18 protein-coding genes are annotated in these 17,896 nt (G+C 69.2%); 10 read left to right on the top strand and 8 right to left on the bottom strand.

Features of this window, described 5'->3' with window-relative positions:
* Window positions 1–1,077 precede the first annotated feature (1,077 nt).
* From FCH28_RS29160 to FCH28_RS29150, 3 genes are read right to left on the bottom strand one after another with little or no spacing between them, the layout of a single operon-like run.
* The gene (locus FCH28_RS29160; protein WP_136743140.1) at window positions 1,078–1,932 is read right to left on the bottom strand and encodes a helix-turn-helix domain-containing protein; all 855 of its coding nucleotides are present in this window, start codon (window positions 1,930–1,932) and stop codon (window positions 1,078–1,080) included.
* A gap of 24 nt (window positions 1,933–1,956) precedes the next feature.
* Window positions 1,957–2,484, bottom strand: coding sequence for a DUF6879 family protein (locus FCH28_RS29155; RefSeq protein WP_136743139.1), 528 nt, complete (start codon window positions 2,482–2,484; stop codon window positions 1,957–1,959).
* Window positions 2,462–2,689, bottom strand: a complete 228-nt coding sequence (locus FCH28_RS29150; RefSeq protein WP_136743138.1) for a hypothetical protein — start codon at window positions 2,687–2,689, stop codon at window positions 2,462–2,464. Before FCH28_RS29150 ends, FCH28_RS29155 begins: the two co-directional genes overlap by 23 nt.
* Before the next feature lie 168 nt (window positions 2,690–2,857).
* On the opposite strand from FCH28_RS29150, the gene FCH28_RS29145 reads away from it, so the two are divergent.
* Window positions 2,858–3,484 (top strand): DUF5753 domain-containing protein, encoded by a 627-nt coding sequence (locus FCH28_RS29145; protein ID WP_136743137.1) that lies wholly within the window; start codon window positions 2,858–2,860, stop codon window positions 3,482–3,484.
* A gap of 128 nt (window positions 3,485–3,612) precedes the next feature.
* Here the strand turns inward: FCH28_RS29145 and FCH28_RS29140 are convergent, their stop codons facing one another.
* The 3 genes from FCH28_RS29140 to FCH28_RS29130 form a co-directional block, all read right to left on the bottom strand.
* Complete coding sequence (locus tag FCH28_RS29140) at window positions 3,613–4,155, bottom strand: flavoprotein (RefSeq protein WP_136743136.1); 543 nt, start codon at window positions 4,153–4,155, stop codon at window positions 3,613–3,615.
* 158 nt (window positions 4,156–4,313) lie between these two features.
* The gene (locus FCH28_RS29135) at window positions 4,314–4,541 is read right to left on the bottom strand and encodes a DUF397 domain-containing protein (RefSeq protein ID WP_246103317.1); all 228 of its coding nucleotides are present in this window, start codon (window positions 4,539–4,541) and stop codon (window positions 4,314–4,316) included.
* Entirely contained in the window at window positions 4,538–5,410 is an 873-nt protein-coding gene (locus FCH28_RS29130) for a helix-turn-helix domain-containing protein (protein ID WP_136743135.1), read from the bottom strand. The genes FCH28_RS29135 and FCH28_RS29130 overlap by 4 nt, the downstream gene beginning before the upstream one ends.
* Window positions 5,411–5,690: 280 nt before the next feature.
* On the opposite strand from FCH28_RS29130, the gene FCH28_RS29125 reads away from it, so the two are divergent.
* The 6 genes from FCH28_RS29125 to hutH all read left to right on the top strand — a co-directional run bounded on the left by FCH28_RS29125 (window position 5,691) and on the right by hutH (window position 10,146).
* Window positions 5,691–6,008 carry a hypothetical protein gene (locus tag FCH28_RS29125; protein ID WP_136743134.1) on the top strand — a complete coding sequence of 106 codons (318 nt, stop codon included), beginning with the start codon at window positions 5,691–5,693 and terminating at the stop codon, window positions 6,006–6,008.
* Window positions 6,008–6,385, top strand: coding sequence for a hypothetical protein (locus tag FCH28_RS29120; protein ID WP_136743133.1), 378 nt, complete (start codon window positions 6,008–6,010; stop codon window positions 6,383–6,385). The genes FCH28_RS29125 and FCH28_RS29120 overlap by 1 nt, the downstream gene beginning before the upstream one ends.
* Complete coding sequence (locus FCH28_RS29115) at window positions 6,382–6,639, top strand: hypothetical protein (RefSeq protein WP_136743132.1); 258 nt, start codon at window positions 6,382–6,384, stop codon at window positions 6,637–6,639. Before FCH28_RS29120 ends, FCH28_RS29115 begins: the two co-directional genes overlap by 4 nt.
* Window positions 6,640–6,677: 38 nt before the next feature.
* Window positions 6,678–6,893 (top strand): DUF7848 domain-containing protein, encoded by a 216-nt coding sequence (locus tag FCH28_RS29110; RefSeq protein WP_136743131.1) that lies wholly within the window; start codon window positions 6,678–6,680, stop codon window positions 6,891–6,893.
* A 525-nt stretch (window positions 6,894–7,418) separates the two neighbouring features.
* Entirely contained in the window at window positions 7,419–8,510 is a 1,092-nt protein-coding gene (locus FCH28_RS29105) for a GGDEF domain-containing protein (protein WP_136743184.1), read from the top strand.
* 91 nt (window positions 8,511–8,601) lie between these two features.
* On the top strand, window positions 8,602–10,146 hold the full coding sequence (gene hutH, locus FCH28_RS29100; RefSeq protein ID WP_136743130.1) for a histidine ammonia-lyase: 1,545 nt from the start codon (window positions 8,602–8,604) through the stop codon (window positions 10,144–10,146).
* Window positions 10,147–10,248: 102 nt separating this feature from the next.
* Here hutH and FCH28_RS29095 read toward each other — a convergent pair whose 3' ends face one another.
* Window positions 10,249–10,623, bottom strand: a complete 375-nt coding sequence (locus tag FCH28_RS29095) for a hypothetical protein (RefSeq protein ID WP_136743129.1) — start codon at window positions 10,621–10,623, stop codon at window positions 10,249–10,251.
* 122 nt (window positions 10,624–10,745) lie between these two features.
* Between FCH28_RS29095 and FCH28_RS29090 the strand changes: the two genes are divergently transcribed.
* The 3 genes from FCH28_RS29090 to FCH28_RS29080 all read left to right on the top strand — a co-directional run bounded on the left by FCH28_RS29090 (window position 10,746) and on the right by FCH28_RS29080 (window position 14,186).
* Window positions 10,746–11,084, top strand: coding sequence for a hypothetical protein (locus FCH28_RS29090; RefSeq protein WP_136743128.1), 339 nt, complete (start codon window positions 10,746–10,748; stop codon window positions 11,082–11,084).
* 278 nt (window positions 11,085–11,362) lie between these two features.
* Window positions 11,363–12,670: a L,D-transpeptidase gene (locus tag FCH28_RS29085; RefSeq protein WP_136743127.1), complete on the top strand. Its 1,308-nt coding sequence runs from the start codon at window positions 11,363–11,365 to the stop codon at window positions 12,668–12,670.
* A gap of 250 nt (window positions 12,671–12,920) precedes the next feature.
* Window positions 12,921–14,186: a DUF2786 domain-containing protein gene (locus tag FCH28_RS29080; RefSeq protein WP_136743183.1), complete on the top strand. Its 1,266-nt coding sequence runs from the start codon at window positions 12,921–12,923 to the stop codon at window positions 14,184–14,186.
* Window positions 14,187–14,197: 11 nt separating this feature from the next.
* Here FCH28_RS29080 and FCH28_RS39770 read toward each other — a convergent pair whose 3' ends face one another.
* Window positions 14,198–17,764 carry a glycosyltransferase gene (locus FCH28_RS39770; RefSeq protein ID WP_136743126.1) on the bottom strand — a complete coding sequence of 1,189 codons (3,567 nt, stop codon included), beginning with the start codon at window positions 17,762–17,764 and terminating at the stop codon, window positions 14,198–14,200.
* Window positions 17,765–17,896 lie beyond the last annotated feature (132 nt).

The raw sequence follows: 17,896 nt of genomic DNA, 5'->3' as shown, positions 1-17,896 counted from the left end.
GGGCGGCGCCGCCTACACCGCGCCGCGGGACCGGGACTGGCCGGGGGAGTGAGGGCCTTGGTGGGGGAGCCTTCGCATCCCCTGCGGGATGCGAAGGCTCCCCCACCCCCCCCACCCCCGCAAGCCACCTCTCCCGCCCGCCCCTGCCGAGCCTCGCCGTCGTTCGACAGCGCCGGCTGCGCCCTCCTCCGCACGGCGATTCATCCGCGGAACGCACGGCGCCCCTGCTCCGGCCATGTGCCGGTGCAGGGGCGCTTTCGTCGTTACCAGCGTGGGCTACTTACCGTCCCCGCCTTGCGGCTGCGGGTCGCGGGGAGCCTCCGGGGGCATGGGTCCGCCATCGTGCTTGCCGCCGTCCGCCTCCATATCGGCCGGGTGACGGAATGGGACACCGCGCCAGCCTTCGGCGTCGGGAGTGCGCGTCTCGTACGTTTCGACGCTCACAGCGCTCATTCACCAACCTCCTCTTTCGCGAGGGGCCACGCCGCCGTACCGTCGATGACATGGCCCGTAGGCCGCAGAGGGTTTCCTCTGCGTGGTCACCCGTCCCGGCGCTCACCTGTCCAGGGTTTCGGTCGCCGGGGCGGGAGTATCAGGCTCCGACTACCGCCGGTCAGATGTGGCAGGCTCACATGCAGCACTCACTGCCGCCCCTTGGAACGGCAGTCCAGGCACGGAAACGGGCACGGTGGCACCTTCGCTCCGGGCGGCAGAGACACCACATGTGAGCGCAGATCCAGAGTCCCGCCGAGCGGTGCCCACCAACCCTCGGACCTGTCAGGTCCGGCGTCGCCAGCTCGGGGCACTCATGCCAGCTCATCGTGCCCATGGCGCACGCCGCCGCCCAGTCGTTTCGCTTCCGCGCGTTGCTCCGCTGTAGATCGAGCGCAGTGCACTTTTCGCAGCCAGGTGCAGTCGCCCCCTCTAACAGCCAGCCGTCAATCGATAACTCAACGGGGCTTTGGCTGTAGCGAATTGGGCTCGTCATGAAATCTCCGCAGGGTGAACGGCTGGTCATCCCGACGGTATGGAGAGCGAAAGGCCGAACTCAATGAACTTCTACGAACTTGCACGCCTTCACCCGAGCGAGTCGATTGCCGACGTTATGAGCTTTCTGGCCCCCGCTCCGTAGGCAGCGATGCTCGCGAGTTCGGTGAACGTCTTGGCATACTCGGCGATCTCACTTGGTTGCGTCACGGTGAGGCTGGCGGACACCAGCTCGCAGGCGGCCTGTTTTTCGTCGTACACGGAGAAGGACTCGCACGGCCACGCGTTGCCGCGTACGACCCCCATAGGGATCACGCCAAGACTGAGACAGGGCGCGGCAGTCATGCCGATGAGGTGCCCGAGCTGGTTCACCATCGTGCTCGGGCTGCCGATGACCGAGCGCAGGACCCACTCCTCAATCAGGAAGGCGAAACGGCGTCCACCTGCGTGGAGCACGCGCTGACGGCTCATGCGAGCCGCTACGGCTTCCTCGATGTCGTCGGGGGCGTCTCGGAGTGCGACCACCGTGTTCAGAATCGCTTCGGTATAGTCCTGCGTTTGCAGCAATCCGGGGATGACCTGAGATTGGTAGAAGCGGAACCAGTGGGTGTGCTGGAACAGAGGGAGAACGGACTCTTGTACGCGTGCGAGTCCGGCGCTCTCCATGCGACGCCATTCGACGTACATGCCGTTGATGCCGCGTGCCGTCGCGATGAGATCCGCTGCCTTGTCCTCTGAGTGGCAGATGCGGGTCCAGATGCGAATGTCTTCGTCCGAGGGTGGCGTCTTGCCGTTCTCAAGTCGAGAGCTCTTTGACTCGTGCCACCCTGCCGCCGCCGCCAAAGCGCGAGCAGTCAGGCCAGAGTCTTGGCGAATCTCGCGTAGGCGCTTTCCAAGTGCTTCTCTGGCCTGCTGAACGCTGGACGGCGGCGACGGGCGGGGCACAGCGTGATCAGCCTTGTCAGTGGATCAGACCGGCCTGTACTCCTCGTGCGAGGTCGCCCGTTCCCACACAGTTTCGAAGGCCGTGGAGCAGAGACGAACTACTGACGGATCGGTCGTACGCTCCTCGTCCCCCTCGGGGGACAGCTCGCCGTCACCGGTGAAGTGCAGAAACAGGACAAGGCTGTTGTCGAACAGCCAGAAGTCGTTGCCGGGGAGCGCGAGGTCCGATGCCTTGCGACGTGGCAACCAGCGAACCTGTTCGCCGGCCTCCACGTTGCGTGGCGTCAGGTGGTGCTCGAAGCGGAGGTAGTCGCTCATCGGCTCGGAGAAGATCCGGGTGCGGCGGACCACAACGCCGCGGCCTGTGATCTCCTTCATCAGCGACAGCCAGGGACGCGAATCCGGGGCGCACCTCGGCGGAACGCTTAGAGGGTCCTGCGACCAGGAGATGAACTCAGAGTCGGACCGCATGTAGCCATCCCTCATCTCCAAGTGCACGGCAGAGTGCTTGGCCTGGCGGAACAGGCCCTCAAACGTTGGCTCCTCCGTCACCGTTCACCTCCGGGAAGAACTTCACCATGTACTTGGGGATCTCAACGATGGTTTCGTGGTCCGGGAGGTCCATCTTCGACAGTCGCTCTTCGTCAAGCACCTTCAGCCCCTGGACCAGGTACTTGTCAGCTACGTCGTCGTAATAGACGGTGGCGGACTTGCCCTCGGGGGAGTTCGGGTCTTTGCCGAGCATGTGCAGGGCCATCGTGACCTCCTCATTCGCGGAAGACGATCTCGGACAAGAGCTTGCACCCAACTCACCTTGCCATGCACTGAACTTGCATGAACTTGCACCGGTTTAAGGTCCTCGTGATCGACCTCGTCTCTGCCCCTACGGTTGACTGGTGCCTGTCGGCATCTGGGAGGGCGGAACGTGAACACAGCCTATGAGCCAAACGGATGGGATGCGCTTCACCGGCAGGGGATGGGGCCAACGCAGCAAGCGTTTCTCGACCTGGTGCGCAGGACGAAGGACACCAAGCGCTATTGCGCGAACGTCATCTGGGGGAATCTTCAAACCGCTGACTACGTACGGGCGATGCTGCGCTTGGTCGTTGACTTCCTCGGAACACCGGATGACATTGAGGCGGGTGTCCAGGGCCGGATTGCGCGAGCCGGCCTCATCGGCAAGGAGGGGCGTACGTACCACGTGGTCCTCGCCCAAGAGGCCATGCGCACGAACATCGGGGGCCCGGGGGTGATGCGTGCCCAGCTCGCTCGGCTCCTGGAGGCGGTTGATCTTCCTGGCCTGACGCTCGGCATCATCCCCGACCGAGCGGAGAGGCACGTCTACCCTGGCCACTCGTTCGGGATCTTCGACGGTAAGCGTGTGGAGGTTGAGCTGTACGGGGGAAGCCCGACGTACACCGACCAGAAGCAGATCGATGCGTACGAGAAAGCGTTCAGCCTTCTGGAGCGGTCAGCGGTCTACGGTGACGCGGCCAGGGCTCTGATTCGTGGCGAGTTGGCGGCCCTTGAGGTATCGGAGGCGAAGAACTGAGAGGACGTCAGCACCTCTCCTAGATGCCCCCAGAGTGGGTCCGGAGTAGGCCCTTCGGGCTCACCCGGCGCAGCGTCTCACCTGCGAGGAAGGGCCTCGGCGCGATGGGTGATCCCGCACCGGCCCGGCTACGGGAGTGCGTCAACCGCGGCCTGCCACGGGTAGGCGTCGAGGTAGCCGTGCCGCGGCTTGTGCGGCACGAAACCGCCGTCGCCGAGCAGGACCGTGACGCCCGCGGCGCGCAGGGTCTCAACACTGCGCGCCACGGCCGGATGCGCGTGCTGGGCATCGTTCCAGTGCGGCAGGGCCACGATGGGCAGTTGCAACCCGATGCCCTCGGTGATCAGCCCGAGGGCCAGAGTGTCGCTGATGCCCGCGGCCCACTTGTTGAGCGTGTTGGCGGTGAGCGGGGCGACGAGCAGAGCGTCCGGCGCCGGCAGAACGTCGTCCTGACTGGGCAGCTTGTACTGGTGCCGGATCGGGTGGCCGGTGAGTTCGGTCAGGGTCTCGATCACGCCCACGGCGTCCTCGCTGGCCCACCGGTACGCCGACGGGGTGAGGATCAAGCAGACATCCCACCCGGCCCGCTGGGCGGCGCGTACCGGGATCTCCAAGCGGCGGGAGGGAGGGGCGGCACAAGCGATCAGATACAGGGTGCGAGTCGTTGTCACCCGAGCAGTCCACAACGGTTCGCCAACGCCCGCAAGCGGCCCTCGGCACTGCCTGCGCCCAGCACCCGCAAATCCTCCACGAGCCGCTTGGTCCGGGGGCGGCAGCGGCCCCCGCCGGGCGGTGGGGGCCGTTGACTTGGGGCGCTTCTGGGTGCTGCTCAGGTGGTGTATTCCTCGCGCTTGACCGCTGCGATGAACGATGACCAGCCGCTTGCCGAGAAAACCAGCGCGGGGCCGTGGGGGTTCTTGCTGTCGCGGACCGGGACGATGCCGGGGAGGCCGTTGGCGACCTCTACGCAGGCGGTGCCGTTGTCGCTGTAGGACGACTTGAACCAGTCGATACCGGCGAGGTCTCGGTCCATCAGTATGCGGGTGTGGGAGGTCATTCTGTGATCTCTCGGGATAGTTGGTGTAGGAACTGCGGGGTGTCCTCTGGAGGCAGAGCCGACCTTGACAGCGCCTCGAACCTTCGCGAGAACTTGCCGACTTCTCGGGGCTTGTCGGATAGCGACGCAACGCCAAAGGCGGTGTCCACTTGGACCGTTGACGGCATTGTGTCGCCAAGGTTCAGGATCATGAAGTCGTGAACGGGCAGGTATCCGCGCATCGTCTGGGGGAGCACCTGCACAGTCACGTTGTCCAACGTCGCCAGCTTGTTGATCTCGCCGTACTGCTCGCGCATCACGTCGGCATCGCCGACGACGTAACGGAGAGCGGGCTCGTTGAGAATCACCCAAAGCTTCAGCGGGTCCCCATCTCGCGTCAGGGCCTCCTTTCGCTTCATCCTCATCTGCACGTTGTGATCAACGAACTCACTCGTTGTCTCATCAATTGGTTTGGCCTGCTCATGCCGGATCCGCGCGTATGCCTCGGTCTGCAACAGACCGAACACCAGCATTGGATGGTAGGCGCGGATTTCCAGGGCCGCTGCCTCGATGCCGAGGAATCGAGGCATCCCCGAAGACATGTACCCGGTGTGGTCTGTCCACCACTCCTGACTGGACGCACCTCGCTGGGTTGCAACCAGCCTTTCAACGTCTTCGTCGTCGGTTACCCCGTACCGGGTCAGAAGCTTCCGCAAGTCACCAGCGCTGCGCAGATCCTGGAGTCCCGTCTCGACCCGTTGCAGCTTCGTGTCGCTGAACGGTAGTCCCTGTACAGCCTCCAGGAGGCTTAGCCCTGCCTGTTTGCGTAGTTCACGCAGTTCATGACCTAGAGCGATGCGTCGTGCTGTCGGCCTGTGCTGTGCCGCCATGTACCCGCCTTCCCGGCTCAACTGCCCGTGTTTCGCGGCGATGTGCGCAGCATCGCACGGCAACTGTTCGCCGCACCAGTCATTGCGTCGGCGTCGGCATGTGCCATTTTCTGCCCAGCGGGTGGTTCATTGCAGATTCTGTTGCCAGTTCGGCGGGCGGAGCGTCACGGTGGTTGAGCCCTGGAAATCGCTCGGGGCGAGACACGACAAGACCCCCGCGACGTTGCTGGAGCGGCGAACGTCCGGGGGCGTGGCCACCAACCCCTGGGAGGTTGACGACATGCGCAAACATAGCGCGTGGATCTTCGAACTGCTGTTGCGGCTGTTACTGCCCGCGCGAGGGCGTCACCGGACCGCCGGTTCATTGCCTGTTGTGGTGCACGAGGAGGCACCGACGCTCGTGGTTCCCCCCGTGCCCGTCGGACGGCCGGGGCTGCTGCGCGGCGAGGACACCGCCCTCATCCGCCCGTACGTCCTCACCCCCGAGGAACTGCAGGAACGACGCTTGCAGCGTGGGCGGCGGCGGGCGTTGTGGCTGGCCGTGCACGGCATCGATGCCGGACCGCGCTGGATCCACGGAGTGGAGGTGGCTGCCTGATGAGCTACGACCGGACTGACACCCAATCACCCGTCTCGCGGGTTCGGTTGCTGCCGTGGGAGGGCGAAGACGGCAACCCGTGCTTCCTGAGCGCGAGCGAGCTCGGGGGCGCGCTGTCACGGATCGCGGACGAGATCGAGGCGCACCAGTTGCGCGACGCCGCCGACGTGATCAACGGCGCGCAGGCCGTACTGGACGACCGTAAGGCCGGGGAGCACGCACTACGGCATGCGCTGCGGGCAGTGCTGCAGTGTCTCGACGCCGTGCGGCGCATCGCCGACAGCCGGGGCGCGCGTCTGCCCGCACCCGACTATGACGGCTCCGGCACGAACGCCGACGGCGACGGGCCGCAGCTTCCGGCGGAGGTGTTCGGATGATCCGGGGACGATGCGCCGGTGCGTGGTCACGGCTGTGCGACTGGGCGGAGGAGACCTGGGGACGGTACGTCAGTCAACGGGAGCTGTACCGCCAGCTTGATCGCCTGCGTGCGGACTGCAAGGCCCGTACAGCCTGGGTGGATGAGCTGACCGAGGCGGAGCTGGCGGCGATGCGGCGCCGCCTCGCCGAGTCCATCGCCGCCGCTCGCGCAGAGGGCAACGTCCTTCCGAACCGACCGGGAAGCGCACGATGAGGGCGCGGTACCGGTTTGTTGACTGGACGCTGTCGGCCATGCCAGACACAGCCGTGCGGTACTTCGGCAGGTGCCTCACGTGCGGGGAGCGGTCGGCGGACACGGCCGATGCCGACGACGGGCAGACGTGGTGCCTCCGGCACGCGGGCGCCACGCATCACAGCGCCTATGAGCTGAGCGCGTTCCAGTACTTCAACGCCAACATGGCCAACGTGACCAACCCGACGGCCAACGGTGCACCGTCGGCCACGTAGATCAGGGCGGGGCTCTGTGGCGTGGCTCTGGCCACCCGCCCGCACACTTCCCCCGACCGGACCAGCCCTGAGCAGGGACAGTGCCTATCCCGCCTGAGCCGACGGGCTCACTCCCGGCCCCGGTCCGTCCCGCGGGGAGCCTCCCGGGCTCCCCTGAGGGATGCCGCGCCTTGCGCGGTGAGGGAAACAGGTCCCGCCCGGTGCCTCTGTACACCGGGCGGGACCGCCGACCCGCCACGGCCTTGGTGCTCACGCTCAAGGGGTCTACGGGCGCGTACCTGGCCGCCGACCTCGTCGCAGGTCTTCCCGCCGCCCGGAGCGGCCCCGCAGCGCCGCAGGTCAGTAGGCCCCCATCCCCAGGCGCCAGGATGACCCCCTGGCGTGGAATCCGCACGGAAACGGGCGAAACGGGTTAAACATTTCTACGCTGTAGTACAGAGCGTGCTCACGGTGACGGAATGTGAGGATCCGGTGACGGTCGAGGGCGATGTGAGGCTGCGGGCTGTGGTGGAGCTGGCGCAGGCGATGGCGGCCGCGCACACCCTGCGTGAATCGGCCCGGGCCGCGGCGCAGGGGGTGCGGCAGGCGCTGGGGGGTTCCTTCGCTGCCGTCTCGAAGTGGGAGCGTGAGCTGGGCAAGCTGCGGGTGCTGGTCAATGTCGGTGAACTCGGCCGGGATGAGAGGGAGTTCCCGGAGGATGAGATGTATCCGGTGCATCAGTTTCCGGAGATCGTCGGCTTTCTGCATGAGCAGTGGGCCGGCGGAGGTGAGCCCAATGCTTGGGTGGAGACCGCCGATGGTCCGCGGGACGACGGTTTCTCCAATCAGCAGCGGGTGGCCACGCTGCGCCGCCGGGGTCGCGGCTGCTGTGTCGTCGCGCCGATCGTGCTGCACGGCCGGGCCTGGGGTGAGCTGTATGTGGCGCGGCGGATCGGCGAGCCGGCCTTCGGTCGGGCGGACGCCGACTTCGCGACCGTGCTGGCGGCCGTGGCCGCGGCCGGGATCGCGCAGACCGAGCGGCTCGCGGAGGCCCGCCGGCTCGCCTTCACCGACGCGCTGACCGGCCTCGCCAACCGCCGTGCGGTGGATATGAGGCTGGATGAGGCGTTGGAACTGCATCGAAGGGATGGTGCGGTGGTCAGCTTGGTGGTGTGTGATCTGAACGGGCTGAAGCGGGTGAACGACACGCGTGGCCATGCCATCGGGGACCGGTTGCTGGAGCGGTTCGGGTCGGTGCTGTCCTTGTGCGGCGCGATACTGCCGGGCACGCTCGCGGCGCGGCTCGGCGGCGACGAGTTCTGTCTGCTGGCGGTCGGCCCGCCGTCCGACGCGGTGGTCAAGGTGGCGGGCGAACTGTGCGACCGGGCGGGGGAGTTGGACCTCGGTGAGGGGGTGTCGGTGGGGGTCGCGTCGACGGGCGATCCGATCGGTCCGGTGCAGACCGCCCGCCGGCTCTTCCGTCTCGCGGACGCGGCCCAGTACCGGGCCAAGGCGGCGCAGGCGGGTGAACCGGTGGTCGCCGGCCGGGCGGGTGGTCCGGACGAGGATCCGGTCATAAGGCTCGCGGACTCCCAGGAGCCGCCGTCCGGTCCTGAGCGTCGGCGGTTCCGGAGGTGAGGCCGCTCAAGGGCGCGGTGAGGGCGCGGTAAGGGGTGATCCGGAAATCCGGTGGTGACATCCGGCGATTCAGTCTCTAGGGTGCCTGAATATGGATATGCACACTGTGGTGCTGGGGACGTCCGGCACGACCGCACAGGACGTCATCGCGGTGGCCCGTGGCGCGGCCCGGATCGAGCTGTCCCAGGAGGCCCTCGCCGCCGTCGCCCGCTCCCGCGCCTTCATCGACGAGCTCGCCGCCAAACCGGACCCGGTATACGGCGTCTCCACCGGCTTCGGCGCCCTGGCCGTACGCCACATCAGCCCCGAGCTGCGCGCCCAGCTCCAGCGCAACATCGTGCGCTCGCACGCGGCCGGCATGGGCCCGCGGGTCGAGCGCGAGGTCGTCCGCGCCCTGATGTTCCTGCGCCTGAAGACCCTCGCCTCCGGGCACACCGGCGTCCGCCCGCTCGTCGTCGAGACGATGGCCGCCATACTCAACGCCGGCATCACCCCGGTCGTGCACGAATACGGCTCGCTCGGCTGCTCCGGCGACCTCGCCCCGCTCTCGCACTGCGCGCTGACGCTGATGGGCGAGGGCGACGCCGAGGGCCCCGACGGTGTCGTACGGCCGGCCGGCGAGCTGCTCGCCGAGCACGGCATCGAGCCCGTCGAACTGCGCGAGAAGGAGGGCCTGGCGCTCCTCAACGGCACCGACGGCATGCTCGGCATGCTGGTCATGGCCTGCGCGGACCTCGCCCGGCTGTTCACCTCGGCGGACATCACGGCCGCGCTCTCCCTGGAGGCGCTGCTCGGCACGGACAAGGTCCTCGCGGCCGAGCTGCACGCCATCCGCCCGCACCCGGGCCAGGCCGCCTCGGCCGCCAACATGCTGAAGGTGCTGGCCGGTTCGGGCTTCACCGGCCACCACCAGGACGACGCCCCGCGCGTCCAGGACGCCTATTCCATCCGCTGCGCTCCGCAGGTCGCCGGCGCCGGCCGGGACACCCTCGACCACGCCCGGCTGGTCGCCGACCGCGAGCTGGCCGCCGCCGTCGACAACCCCGTCGTCCTGGCGGACGGCCGGGTCGAGTCCAACGGCAACTTCCACGGCGCGCCGGTCGCCTACGTCCTGGACTTCCTCGCCGTCGCCGCGGCCGACCTCGGCTCCATCGCGGAGCGCCGTACGGACCGCCTCCTGGACAAGAACCGCTCGCACGGGCTGCCCGCCTTCCTGGCCGGCGACCCGGGCGTCGACTCCGGCCTGATGATCGCCCAGTACACGCAGGCCGCGCTGGTCAGCGAGCTGAAGCGGCTGGCGGCGCCCGCGTCGGTGGACTCCATCCCGTCCTCCGCCATGCAGGAGGACCATGTCTCGATGGGCTGGTCGGCGGCGCGCAAGCTGCGTACCGCGGTCGACAACCTGACCCGGATCATCGCCGTCGAGCTCTACACGGCGACCCGGGCCATCGAGATGCGCGACGGGCTCACACCGGCGCCCGCCAGCCGCGCGGTGCTGGACGCGGTGCGCGCCGCGGGCATCGAGGGGCCGGGCGAGGACCGCTTCCTGGCGCCGGACCTGGAGGGCGCGTACGCGTTCGTGCGGGCCGGGAAGCTGGTCGCGGCGGCGGAGTCGGTCACCGGCGAGCTGGCCTAGCCGCCTTTTTCCGACCCTGCCCCGTAGGACAGGCCTTAGCGGCTTCGGAGGACAGGGGACAGGGGCAGTCGGCCCGTTCGTCGCGTCAGGCGGACGGGCCGCTCAGCAGGTCTCGTCGCGGGTGCGGCGGACCGAGTACGTCACCAGGCCGGCGCCGAGGGCGAGGCAGGCCGCGCCGCCGATCACATACGGCGTGGTGTTCGGGCTGCCGGTGTCGGCCAGGAGGTGCTGCGGGGAGGCGCCGGAGCTCTGCGCGCCGCCGGCCCGACCGGCCGGAGCGTCGGGGCGGGCATGCCGGCCGTCGAGGGGCCGGTCGGCTTGGACGGACTCGCGGGTCTTGCTCGTCGCGGCGACCCGCAGTGCGGAATCGGCTGTTCCACCGTCTCCCATGAACGCGTTCGCGGACGGTACGAACCACAGGGCGAACAACACCGTTCCCGCGGCGGTGGCGGTCAGCAGTGGTCGTCGTGCGGTCACAGAACGATCCCCCCTGTGGGCGCGGCATATCGCCGTTGACCTCAGATGTTGTTGACCTCAGATGTTAATGACCGCAGCGGGTCGCGGGGAAGTCAGGACGTGTAGGTGCTTAGCTCCGTGACATGAGCAATGGTGAGACATCACGTTTTGTACGGCTTCATGTCGAACTGGTCATGGAGGTCACCGACGTCGGCCAGCTGACCGGCGCCGCCCTCGACCACATCGGCGGCGACCCCTCGCTGCCCGACGAGGAACGGCGGCAGGCCGTGGCCACGGTCAAGGAGGACCCGGCGGAGGCGCTCGCGTACCTCGTCGACCCGTTCGACCTCGTCGCCACCGTGCCGGGCACCGAACTCGCGCAGGCTTCCTGGAGCAGCGAGGAGATGACCGACTACGACCCGGACGTCGAATGGGACGCGGCGGAGTGGGATCTCGCCGACGACACCGCAGAGGAGGTCTGAGCCACCCGCATCCGCACTCGTCCGAGGCGGCGTGCCGCACCCTCGCCCCGCCCCGCAGCCCCCTGTCGGCCACCCCCGTACGGCTCCCGTCGTGCGGGGGTTTGTTATGTGGACAACAGGTGTCCTTCCCCACATTTTGTAGAGGAATGGAAGGGGCGAAACGGAACATGGGGTCATAAGGCGCGGCCTGAAGGGCAGCGTCGGGCGCCGGCCGAGAGGGCCGCGCCCGCAGAGAGAACTCGGGGAAATTCCTATCGGTAGCAATGGAGATTTGTGTGATGACGGACAGCAAGCGCCGCAAGGGCCTCATAGCCAGCGCCGCGCTGCTCGGGGGCGTACTCACCGTTGCCGCATGTGGTGGGGGCAATGCCGCCACCCGCAGCGATGACAGCGCCGGAGACCAGAAGGCCCAGCATCAGCAGGCCCAGCACCAGCAGGCGCAGCAGCAGGTGGACGAGGCGGCGGCGAAGGACTCCTCGGACGCCAGAATCACCATTGCGCCGAAGAACGGCACACCGGACGCGGGCATCCACCGTGACGCCAAGGTCACGGTCAGTGGCGGCAAACTGACCGACGTCACCATGACCGCCGTCATCGCCAAGCAGACCTCCGCGACGAAGCAGACCGTCGAGGGCACGCTGTCCGCCGACGGCACCACCTGGACGCCCGACGAGGCCCTGGCCCGCTCGACCGAGTACCAGGTCACCGCGCATGCGGTGGACTCCCAGGGCCGTAAGGCGGTGGAGAACTCCAGCTTCACCACCGTCTCCGCGACCAACAGCTTCATCGGCAATTTCACGCCCGAGGACGGCTCCGTCGTCGGCGTCGGCATGCCGGTGTCGATCAACTTCGACAAGCCGGTGACCAACAAGCGGTCCGTCGAGTCGGCGATCAAGGTCGCGTCGAGCAGCAACCAGAAGGTCGTCGGCCACTGGTTCAGCGACACCCGCCTGGACTTCCGCCCCCAGACGTACTGGAAGGCGAACTCCCGGGTCACCATGGACCTCAACCTCGACGACGTCTACGCCTCTCCCGGCGTCAAGGGCATCCAGGACAAGACCGTCGCCTTCAACGTCGGCCGCTCGCAGGTCAGCACCGTCGACGCCAAGTCGCACCAGATGACCGTGGTCCGCGACGGCAAGACGATCAGGACCATTCCGATCTCGGCCGGCGGCGCGGACAACCCGACCTACAACGGCCAGATGGTCATCTCGGAGAAGTTCGAGCAGACCCGGATGGACGGCTCCACCGTCGGCTTCACCAAGAAGGACGGCAAGGGCGAGTACGACATCCGCGATGTCCCGCACGCCATGCGGCTGTCCGCCACCGGCACCTTCATCCACGGCAACTACTGGGGCAAGGGCGTCTTCGGCACGGCCAACACCAGCCACGGCTGCATCGGCCTCAAGGACGTCAAGGGCGCCGGTGACCCCACCACCGACGGCGCGTGGTTCTTCGAGAACTCGCAGCTCGGCGATGTCGTCAACGTGGTCAACTCCGACGACCAGACGGTCCGGCCCGACAACGGCCTGAACGGCTGGAACATGCTCTGGTCGCAGTGGGTCGCGGGCAGCGCGCTGCGGTGACGCGGTGACGGACCCGATGACGACATGACGTGAGTGGCAGACGCCCGGTGGCGCCGGAAACACGGCGCCACCGGGCGTCGTCGTATGCGGACGCTACGCAGCCCGCACCTGGCGGCCTCCGAGGCCGGGCCGCGCGGTCCCTCCGTACAGTGACGGGGTGAGCGAACGCGGAGGACAAGGGGCTGAAGGGGCTGGCGGACGAGGCCGGGGCGGGCAGCGGCCGTCGGCCGTCGATGAGCTGGTGGGGAGCGTGCTCGGCCGCGTCCGCTACGCGGCGGACGGGCAGCCGGCCGAGGACGCCATCGAGGCCGGTGCCTCGATGCTGGCCGCGGCCCCGGCCGGCTGGGAGGCGGTGAGCGCGGCGGTGGTGGCGGCCGCGGCGGCTGGCGTCCGCCAGTGCTGGGCGGGCGGCTGGCAGCCCGCCGACCTGGAGCGGATCGTCCGGCGCGAGGCGGCGGACGCGACGCTGGCGACGCTGGTCGTCGACGCCATCGCGGCCGAGGCGGCCCGCCCGTCGAAGGCCGAGGCGGCCCGCGACCCCCGCTGGGAGGGGCAACTGCGGAGGCTCGGCGCCGAGGTGTGGTGGGAGTCCGACCGCGGCTATCTCGACGCGCTGGCCCGGCGCCGCCGCGGCTCCCGCTTCGAGACCGGGTACGACGTCCTGGCGGCGCTGCGGATCATCGCCAGGCTGCCCCGCCTCACCCCGCTGCCGGCCCCGCAGCCCGCGCGGAAGGTGGCCGGCGGTGGTCGGCTCACTGGTGCCTTTTCCACTGCGGGGGCCCGCTCCGGCCCCGGAGGCGAGGCGGCCTCCCGTGCCCTCGGCCGGATCCGTGGTCTGCTCGCCAAGGCGGAGGCGACGGACTTCGCCGAGGAGGCGGAGGCGCTGTCCGCCAAGGCGCAGGAGCTGATGGCCCGGCACAGCATCGACGAGGCGCTCCTCGCCGGTGCCGCCGGCGCCGCAGGCTCCCCGGGGGGTGCGGCCGGCGGCCCGTCGGCGGTCCGTATCGGCATCGAGGGACCGTACGAACAGGCCAAGGCGCTGCTCCTGGACGCCGTCGCGGCGGCCAACCGCTGCCAGGCCGTCTGGGCCGCCGACGTCGGCTTCTCCACCGTCGTCGGCTTCGAACCCGACCTGGAGGCGGTGGAGTTGCTCTACACCTCACTCCTCCTCCAGGCCACCGCCGCGATGAACCGCGCCGGCGACCACCACCACTCCCGGGGCCGCTCCCGCCGCACCCGCGAGTTCCGCCAGACCTTCCTCGTCGCCTACGCGGACCGCGTCCGCGACCGGCTGACCGCGGCCACGGAGGCCGCCACGGCCGCCGCCACCGCCGAGTCCGGCGCCACCGCCCCCGACCTCCTCCCGGTCCTGGCCGCCCGCGACCTGGCCGTGGAGGAGACCACCGGAACCCTCTTCCCGGACACCGCCCCGGTCAGGCTGCGCGGCGTACGCGACGCGGACGGCTGGCACCAGGGCAAGGCGGCGGCGGACCGGGCGCGGCTGCGCGAGGAGTGAACGGGGCGGCCTCAGCCCTCGCCCCTGTCGGCCTCGCCCAGCAGCTTCGCGGCGGCATCGGCCCAGGTCACCTCGGTGGCCAGAGCGTCGCGCACTTCGGCGGCGCGTCGGAAGGCGGTCGGCAGGTCGCGCATGACCGCGTCGATATGACGGGCCCAGGTCTCGGCGTCCTCGTCGTCGTCGCCCGACATGGGGACGATGAGGCGCCCCGCCGTCTCCCCGTCGAGCTTCTCGCGCAGCAACTGCGCCAGCCCGCTCTCCTCGCTGACCAGCGTGGGAACCCCCAAGGTCATGGCCTCGACGCCGACCAGGCCGAAGCCCTCCGCCCTGGAGGGCATGATGACGAGGCTCGCCCGGCACATGTCGGCGGTGAGCCGTTCCTCGTCGGAGGAGTACTCGCGGACCACGATCTCCATCTTGGGATGGCCGGACCACGTCCGCAGTTGCTTGCGCTGTTCGGTCCCGGTGCCGGACGGCGCTCCCCGGACCAGCAGGCCGATCGCCGGTACCTGGGCCTTCTCCCGCCAGGTCGCCACCTGTCCACACGCACGGGCCGCGAGGTCCAGCCCCTTGAGCTCGTAGTCCTCCGTACGCCCGACCAGCAGGACTTTCAGCGGTCCGCCGGCGGGCGGGGTGCGGGGCTTCGCATCGGCCGTGTCGAACCCCGGGTCGATCTGCAACGGCGCCGAAACACCCGCACCGAAAAGCTCGTTGAGAAAGCGATGGTGCAGCCGTGGGCCCACCGTGACCACCCGGTGCGCGCCCGTGCCCAGCCGGCGCTCCTCCTCGGTCCTGCCCTCCGCGCGCAGCGCGGCGTCGTCATCCCGGTCGAGCTTGTGCCATTCGATCTCATCCGGTGCCATATGGATGAAGTGCAGCCGCCTGGCCTGCGGAAAGAAGTCGGAGACCAGCATCTCGGCGGCCGGACCGGTGATCCGGCTGTGCCCGATGACGAGATCGGGGACGGTGCCTTCGGGCAGTTGTGGACGGCGGGTCAGCCGGACGTACTCCGGTACGCCGGCGGCTGAAGGACGGCACAGCAGGGAGACATTGGCGACTTCGGCCTCGTCGATCTCCTCCTGGGAGGCGGCGAGCACCGCGCAGTACACCTGCGCCCCGGCGGCGGCGAGCGCCCGGCACAGGTCCCGGTTGAAGGTGCTCAGACCGCCGTGCGCGGACCACCACTCGGTGGCGACGACGAGGACGGTGACCGGGCGCGGCTCACCAGCCCGCGCAGCCGGGGCCTCGGACGGTGCCCCGGACGCGGACACCGCCGCGCCCGGCTCCGCCGCCTGCTCCACGCTCCCCGGCGCCCCCGCGCTTTCCGTACCCGCTGCCTCTGCCACGATTTCCGTCCCCTCCACGCTCGCCGTCTCCCCCTCCGCCCCCACCGCCGCCCGGGCCCCCTCGATCGCCCCCGCGAGATCGACCTCGCGTTCCTGCTCGAGGGCGACCTCGCCGTCCACGATCCGCGGGGTCAGCAGATACTCGATCTCGCAGTCGACGAACGGCAGCGGGGCGAGTTCCCCGGCCGCCAGGGCCAGTTGGTCCGCCGCCGCCTGCCGGTCCCCCTCCAGGAGGTACGCCATCGCCGCGTTGTACCGGCTGAGCGCCTTGTCCTTGGGGTGCTGCGCCATGTCCACCGCCCGGCCGACCCACTCAAGGGCGATGCCGGGCTCACCGGCGGCCAGGGACACGTAGAGGATGTTGTTCGCCGGCTCCCAGCGCGGGTCCAGATCGAACGCGGCGGACAGATGCGTCCGCGTCCCGGCCAGGTCACCGGCGCGGTAGGCGGAGTACGAGGCGCCGAGATGGTTGCAGGCGATGGCGGAGCGCACCGCTCCGGTGGACAGCCGCAGCCACTCGCTGATCTTCGACCAGGGCTTGAGCGGCAGCCGGGTCCGTTCGGCCGTCAGCTCCCCGCCGAGCGCGGCGATCCGGTCGGCCGCGGCGCGGAAGCCGGGGGTGGTGTCGAGCAGGAAGTCGTCCGAGTCCGCCGAGTAGAGCCACTGGACGGCGGTGGTACCGCGGTAGGCGCAGGTGACCGTGGTGATGTCCAGCGCGGTGGGGATGCCGGTACGGAGGATGGCCTCGTGCACGAACTGTGTGGGGTGCGGTACGGACTCCGCGCCCTTGTCCGCCAGGCTCTCCAGGGCGAACAACGCCTCGTTGAGGCTGGCTTCGCCCATTTTCGGGCAGCAGGTCCGGAGCACACGGGCGGGCTCGGCGGCGAGCTCGGTGAGCAGACAGCCGAGCCGCCGGGTCAGCAGACTGCGGAACTCGCCACGGCCCATCAGCTGGGTGTGCAGCCGCCGTCCCAGCTTGTTGATGGTCCACAGCCGTACGTAGATGTCGTCGAACAGCTCGGTCTCCTGGGACAGCCGGACGACCTCGTCGTCGTCGAGCGTGCCGTCCGCGATCAGCTGCGCACGGGCCTGGTCGAGGACCTCGCGGGTGATCGTCGGCGCTCCGACCACGTTGTGCGCGAACCAGACCTCGTCGACGGTGGCGTGATCGAGCGCGGAGCTGAGGACGTTGAAGGCGTGCAGCCGCTCCGGCGACAGCTTCTTCACCGACCGGATCAGCCTGCGGTCGAGGACCTCCCGCCCCTGTTCCATGCGGGACCTGACGTCCTCCAGCATCTCGGCGCTCAGCGCCATGCCCCCCATGGCGGGGTCCTTCTGCCAGCGGGCGAACATCTCGTGGCAGTAGAGCTGGATCTCGTACGGATTGCCGTCGGTGAGCTTGACGATCTCCGACTGGGTCGCGTTGAAGTCGGGGAAGCACGCGGCGTCCATCCCCAACCTCCGTAACGGCAGCAGCATGCAGCTGCTGACGTCCTCCCCCTCGATGAACCGCTCCGTCCTGATCTCCTTGAACTGCCTGAGCAGCGGCGAGAAGACCTCGGTGATCTGGGTGAGCAGGCCCGATGTGCCGGCGAGCACGAAGACGAAGCCGTCGAGCCGGCTCCCGAGCGCGCGGAGGATGGACAGCACTTCCTTGTGCCCGGCGACCAGTTGGGCCTCGTCGATGAGCAGCGCGATCGGCCGGCCGAGGGCCCGTACGAGATAGCGGAGGTCCGCACGGAGCGCGGCCTGGGACACCGTGCCGTCGGAGCCCGACAGGGCCAGCGCCTCGGGGAACTCCAGCGGGAAGCCGGCCTCCGGGGCGGCGCCGGAGAACACCCGCCGCACCTGAGCCGCGCTGACCGTGGCGGGCGGCACGGTGGACGCTCCGCACGGCACCTCGCCCGGCGCGCCCTCCGCCTCGACGGCGTCCACCAGTTCCTCGTAGACCTTGCGGTAGAAGGCGGCGGGGGAGTCGTCACCTTCGACCAGCTCCACCCGCACCGGCAGCAGCCCGCGGTCCCGCGCCAGGTGCTCCGTACGGTTGAGCAGGCTGGTCTTGCCCGCGGCCCGCCGGCCGTGGACCGCGATATAGACCGACGGCCGGTCCACCCCCGCCTGGTCGAGCTCGTATGCGATGGAGGCGATCTCGGCGTTCCGCCCGGCGAAGAGCGCGGCGTCGCGTACCGGATTGCGGTAGTCGTAGGGGTTCGGCAGCTTGGATATGTCCACGGGCTCCCCTCACCTCACGCACGATTCTAATGCTCGGGCTTGGTGTTCTCGCCGCATTCGCGCGTGGGCCGGGGGAGAAACTGCCGTCGTCCCAGGGGCCCTTGGGCGCCAGGCCGGCAGTCCCGCCCGCCC

This window comes from Streptomyces piniterrae (assembly GCF_005048155.1).
Classification (GTDB): domain Bacteria; phylum Actinomycetota; class Actinomycetes; order Streptomycetales; family Streptomycetaceae; genus Streptomyces; species Streptomyces piniterrae.
The sequence above is the reverse complement of the archived record's forward strand: the minus strand, read 5'-3'. Positions and strand labels throughout refer to the sequence as shown.

Coding starts and splice junctions, on each gene's coding strand:
- FCH28_RS29120 (WP_136743133.1), top strand. CDS start 6,008: ATGAGCTACGACCGGACTGACACCCAATCACCCGTCTCGCGGGTTCGG.
- hutH (WP_136743130.1), top strand. CDS start 8,602: ATGGATATGCACACTGTGGTGCTGGGGACGTCCGGCACGACCGCACAG.
- FCH28_RS29085 (WP_136743127.1), top strand. CDS start 11,363: ATGACGGACAGCAAGCGCCGCAAGGGCCTCATAGCCAGCGCCGCGCTG.
- FCH28_RS29135 (WP_246103317.1), bottom strand. CDS start 4,541: ATGACCTCCCACACCCGCATACTGATGGACCGAGACCTCGCCGGTATC.
- FCH28_RS29090 (WP_136743128.1), top strand. CDS start 10,746: ATGAGCAATGGTGAGACATCACGTTTTGTACGGCTTCATGTCGAACTG.
- FCH28_RS29130 (WP_136743135.1), bottom strand. CDS start 5,410: ATGGCGGCACAGCACAGGCCGACAGCACGACGCATCGCTCTAGGTCAT.
- FCH28_RS29105 (WP_136743184.1), top strand. CDS start 7,419: ATGGCGGCCGCGCACACCCTGCGTGAATCGGCCCGGGCCGCGGCGCAG.
- FCH28_RS29110 (WP_136743131.1), top strand. CDS start 6,678: ATGCCAGACACAGCCGTGCGGTACTTCGGCAGGTGCCTCACGTGCGGG.
- FCH28_RS29115 (WP_136743132.1), top strand. CDS start 6,382: ATGATCCGGGGACGATGCGCCGGTGCGTGGTCACGGCTGTGCGACTGG.
- FCH28_RS29125 (WP_136743134.1), top strand. CDS start 5,691: ATGCGCAAACATAGCGCGTGGATCTTCGAACTGCTGTTGCGGCTGTTA.
- FCH28_RS29150 (WP_136743138.1), bottom strand. CDS start 2,689: ATGGCCCTGCACATGCTCGGCAAAGACCCGAACTCCCCCGAGGGCAAG.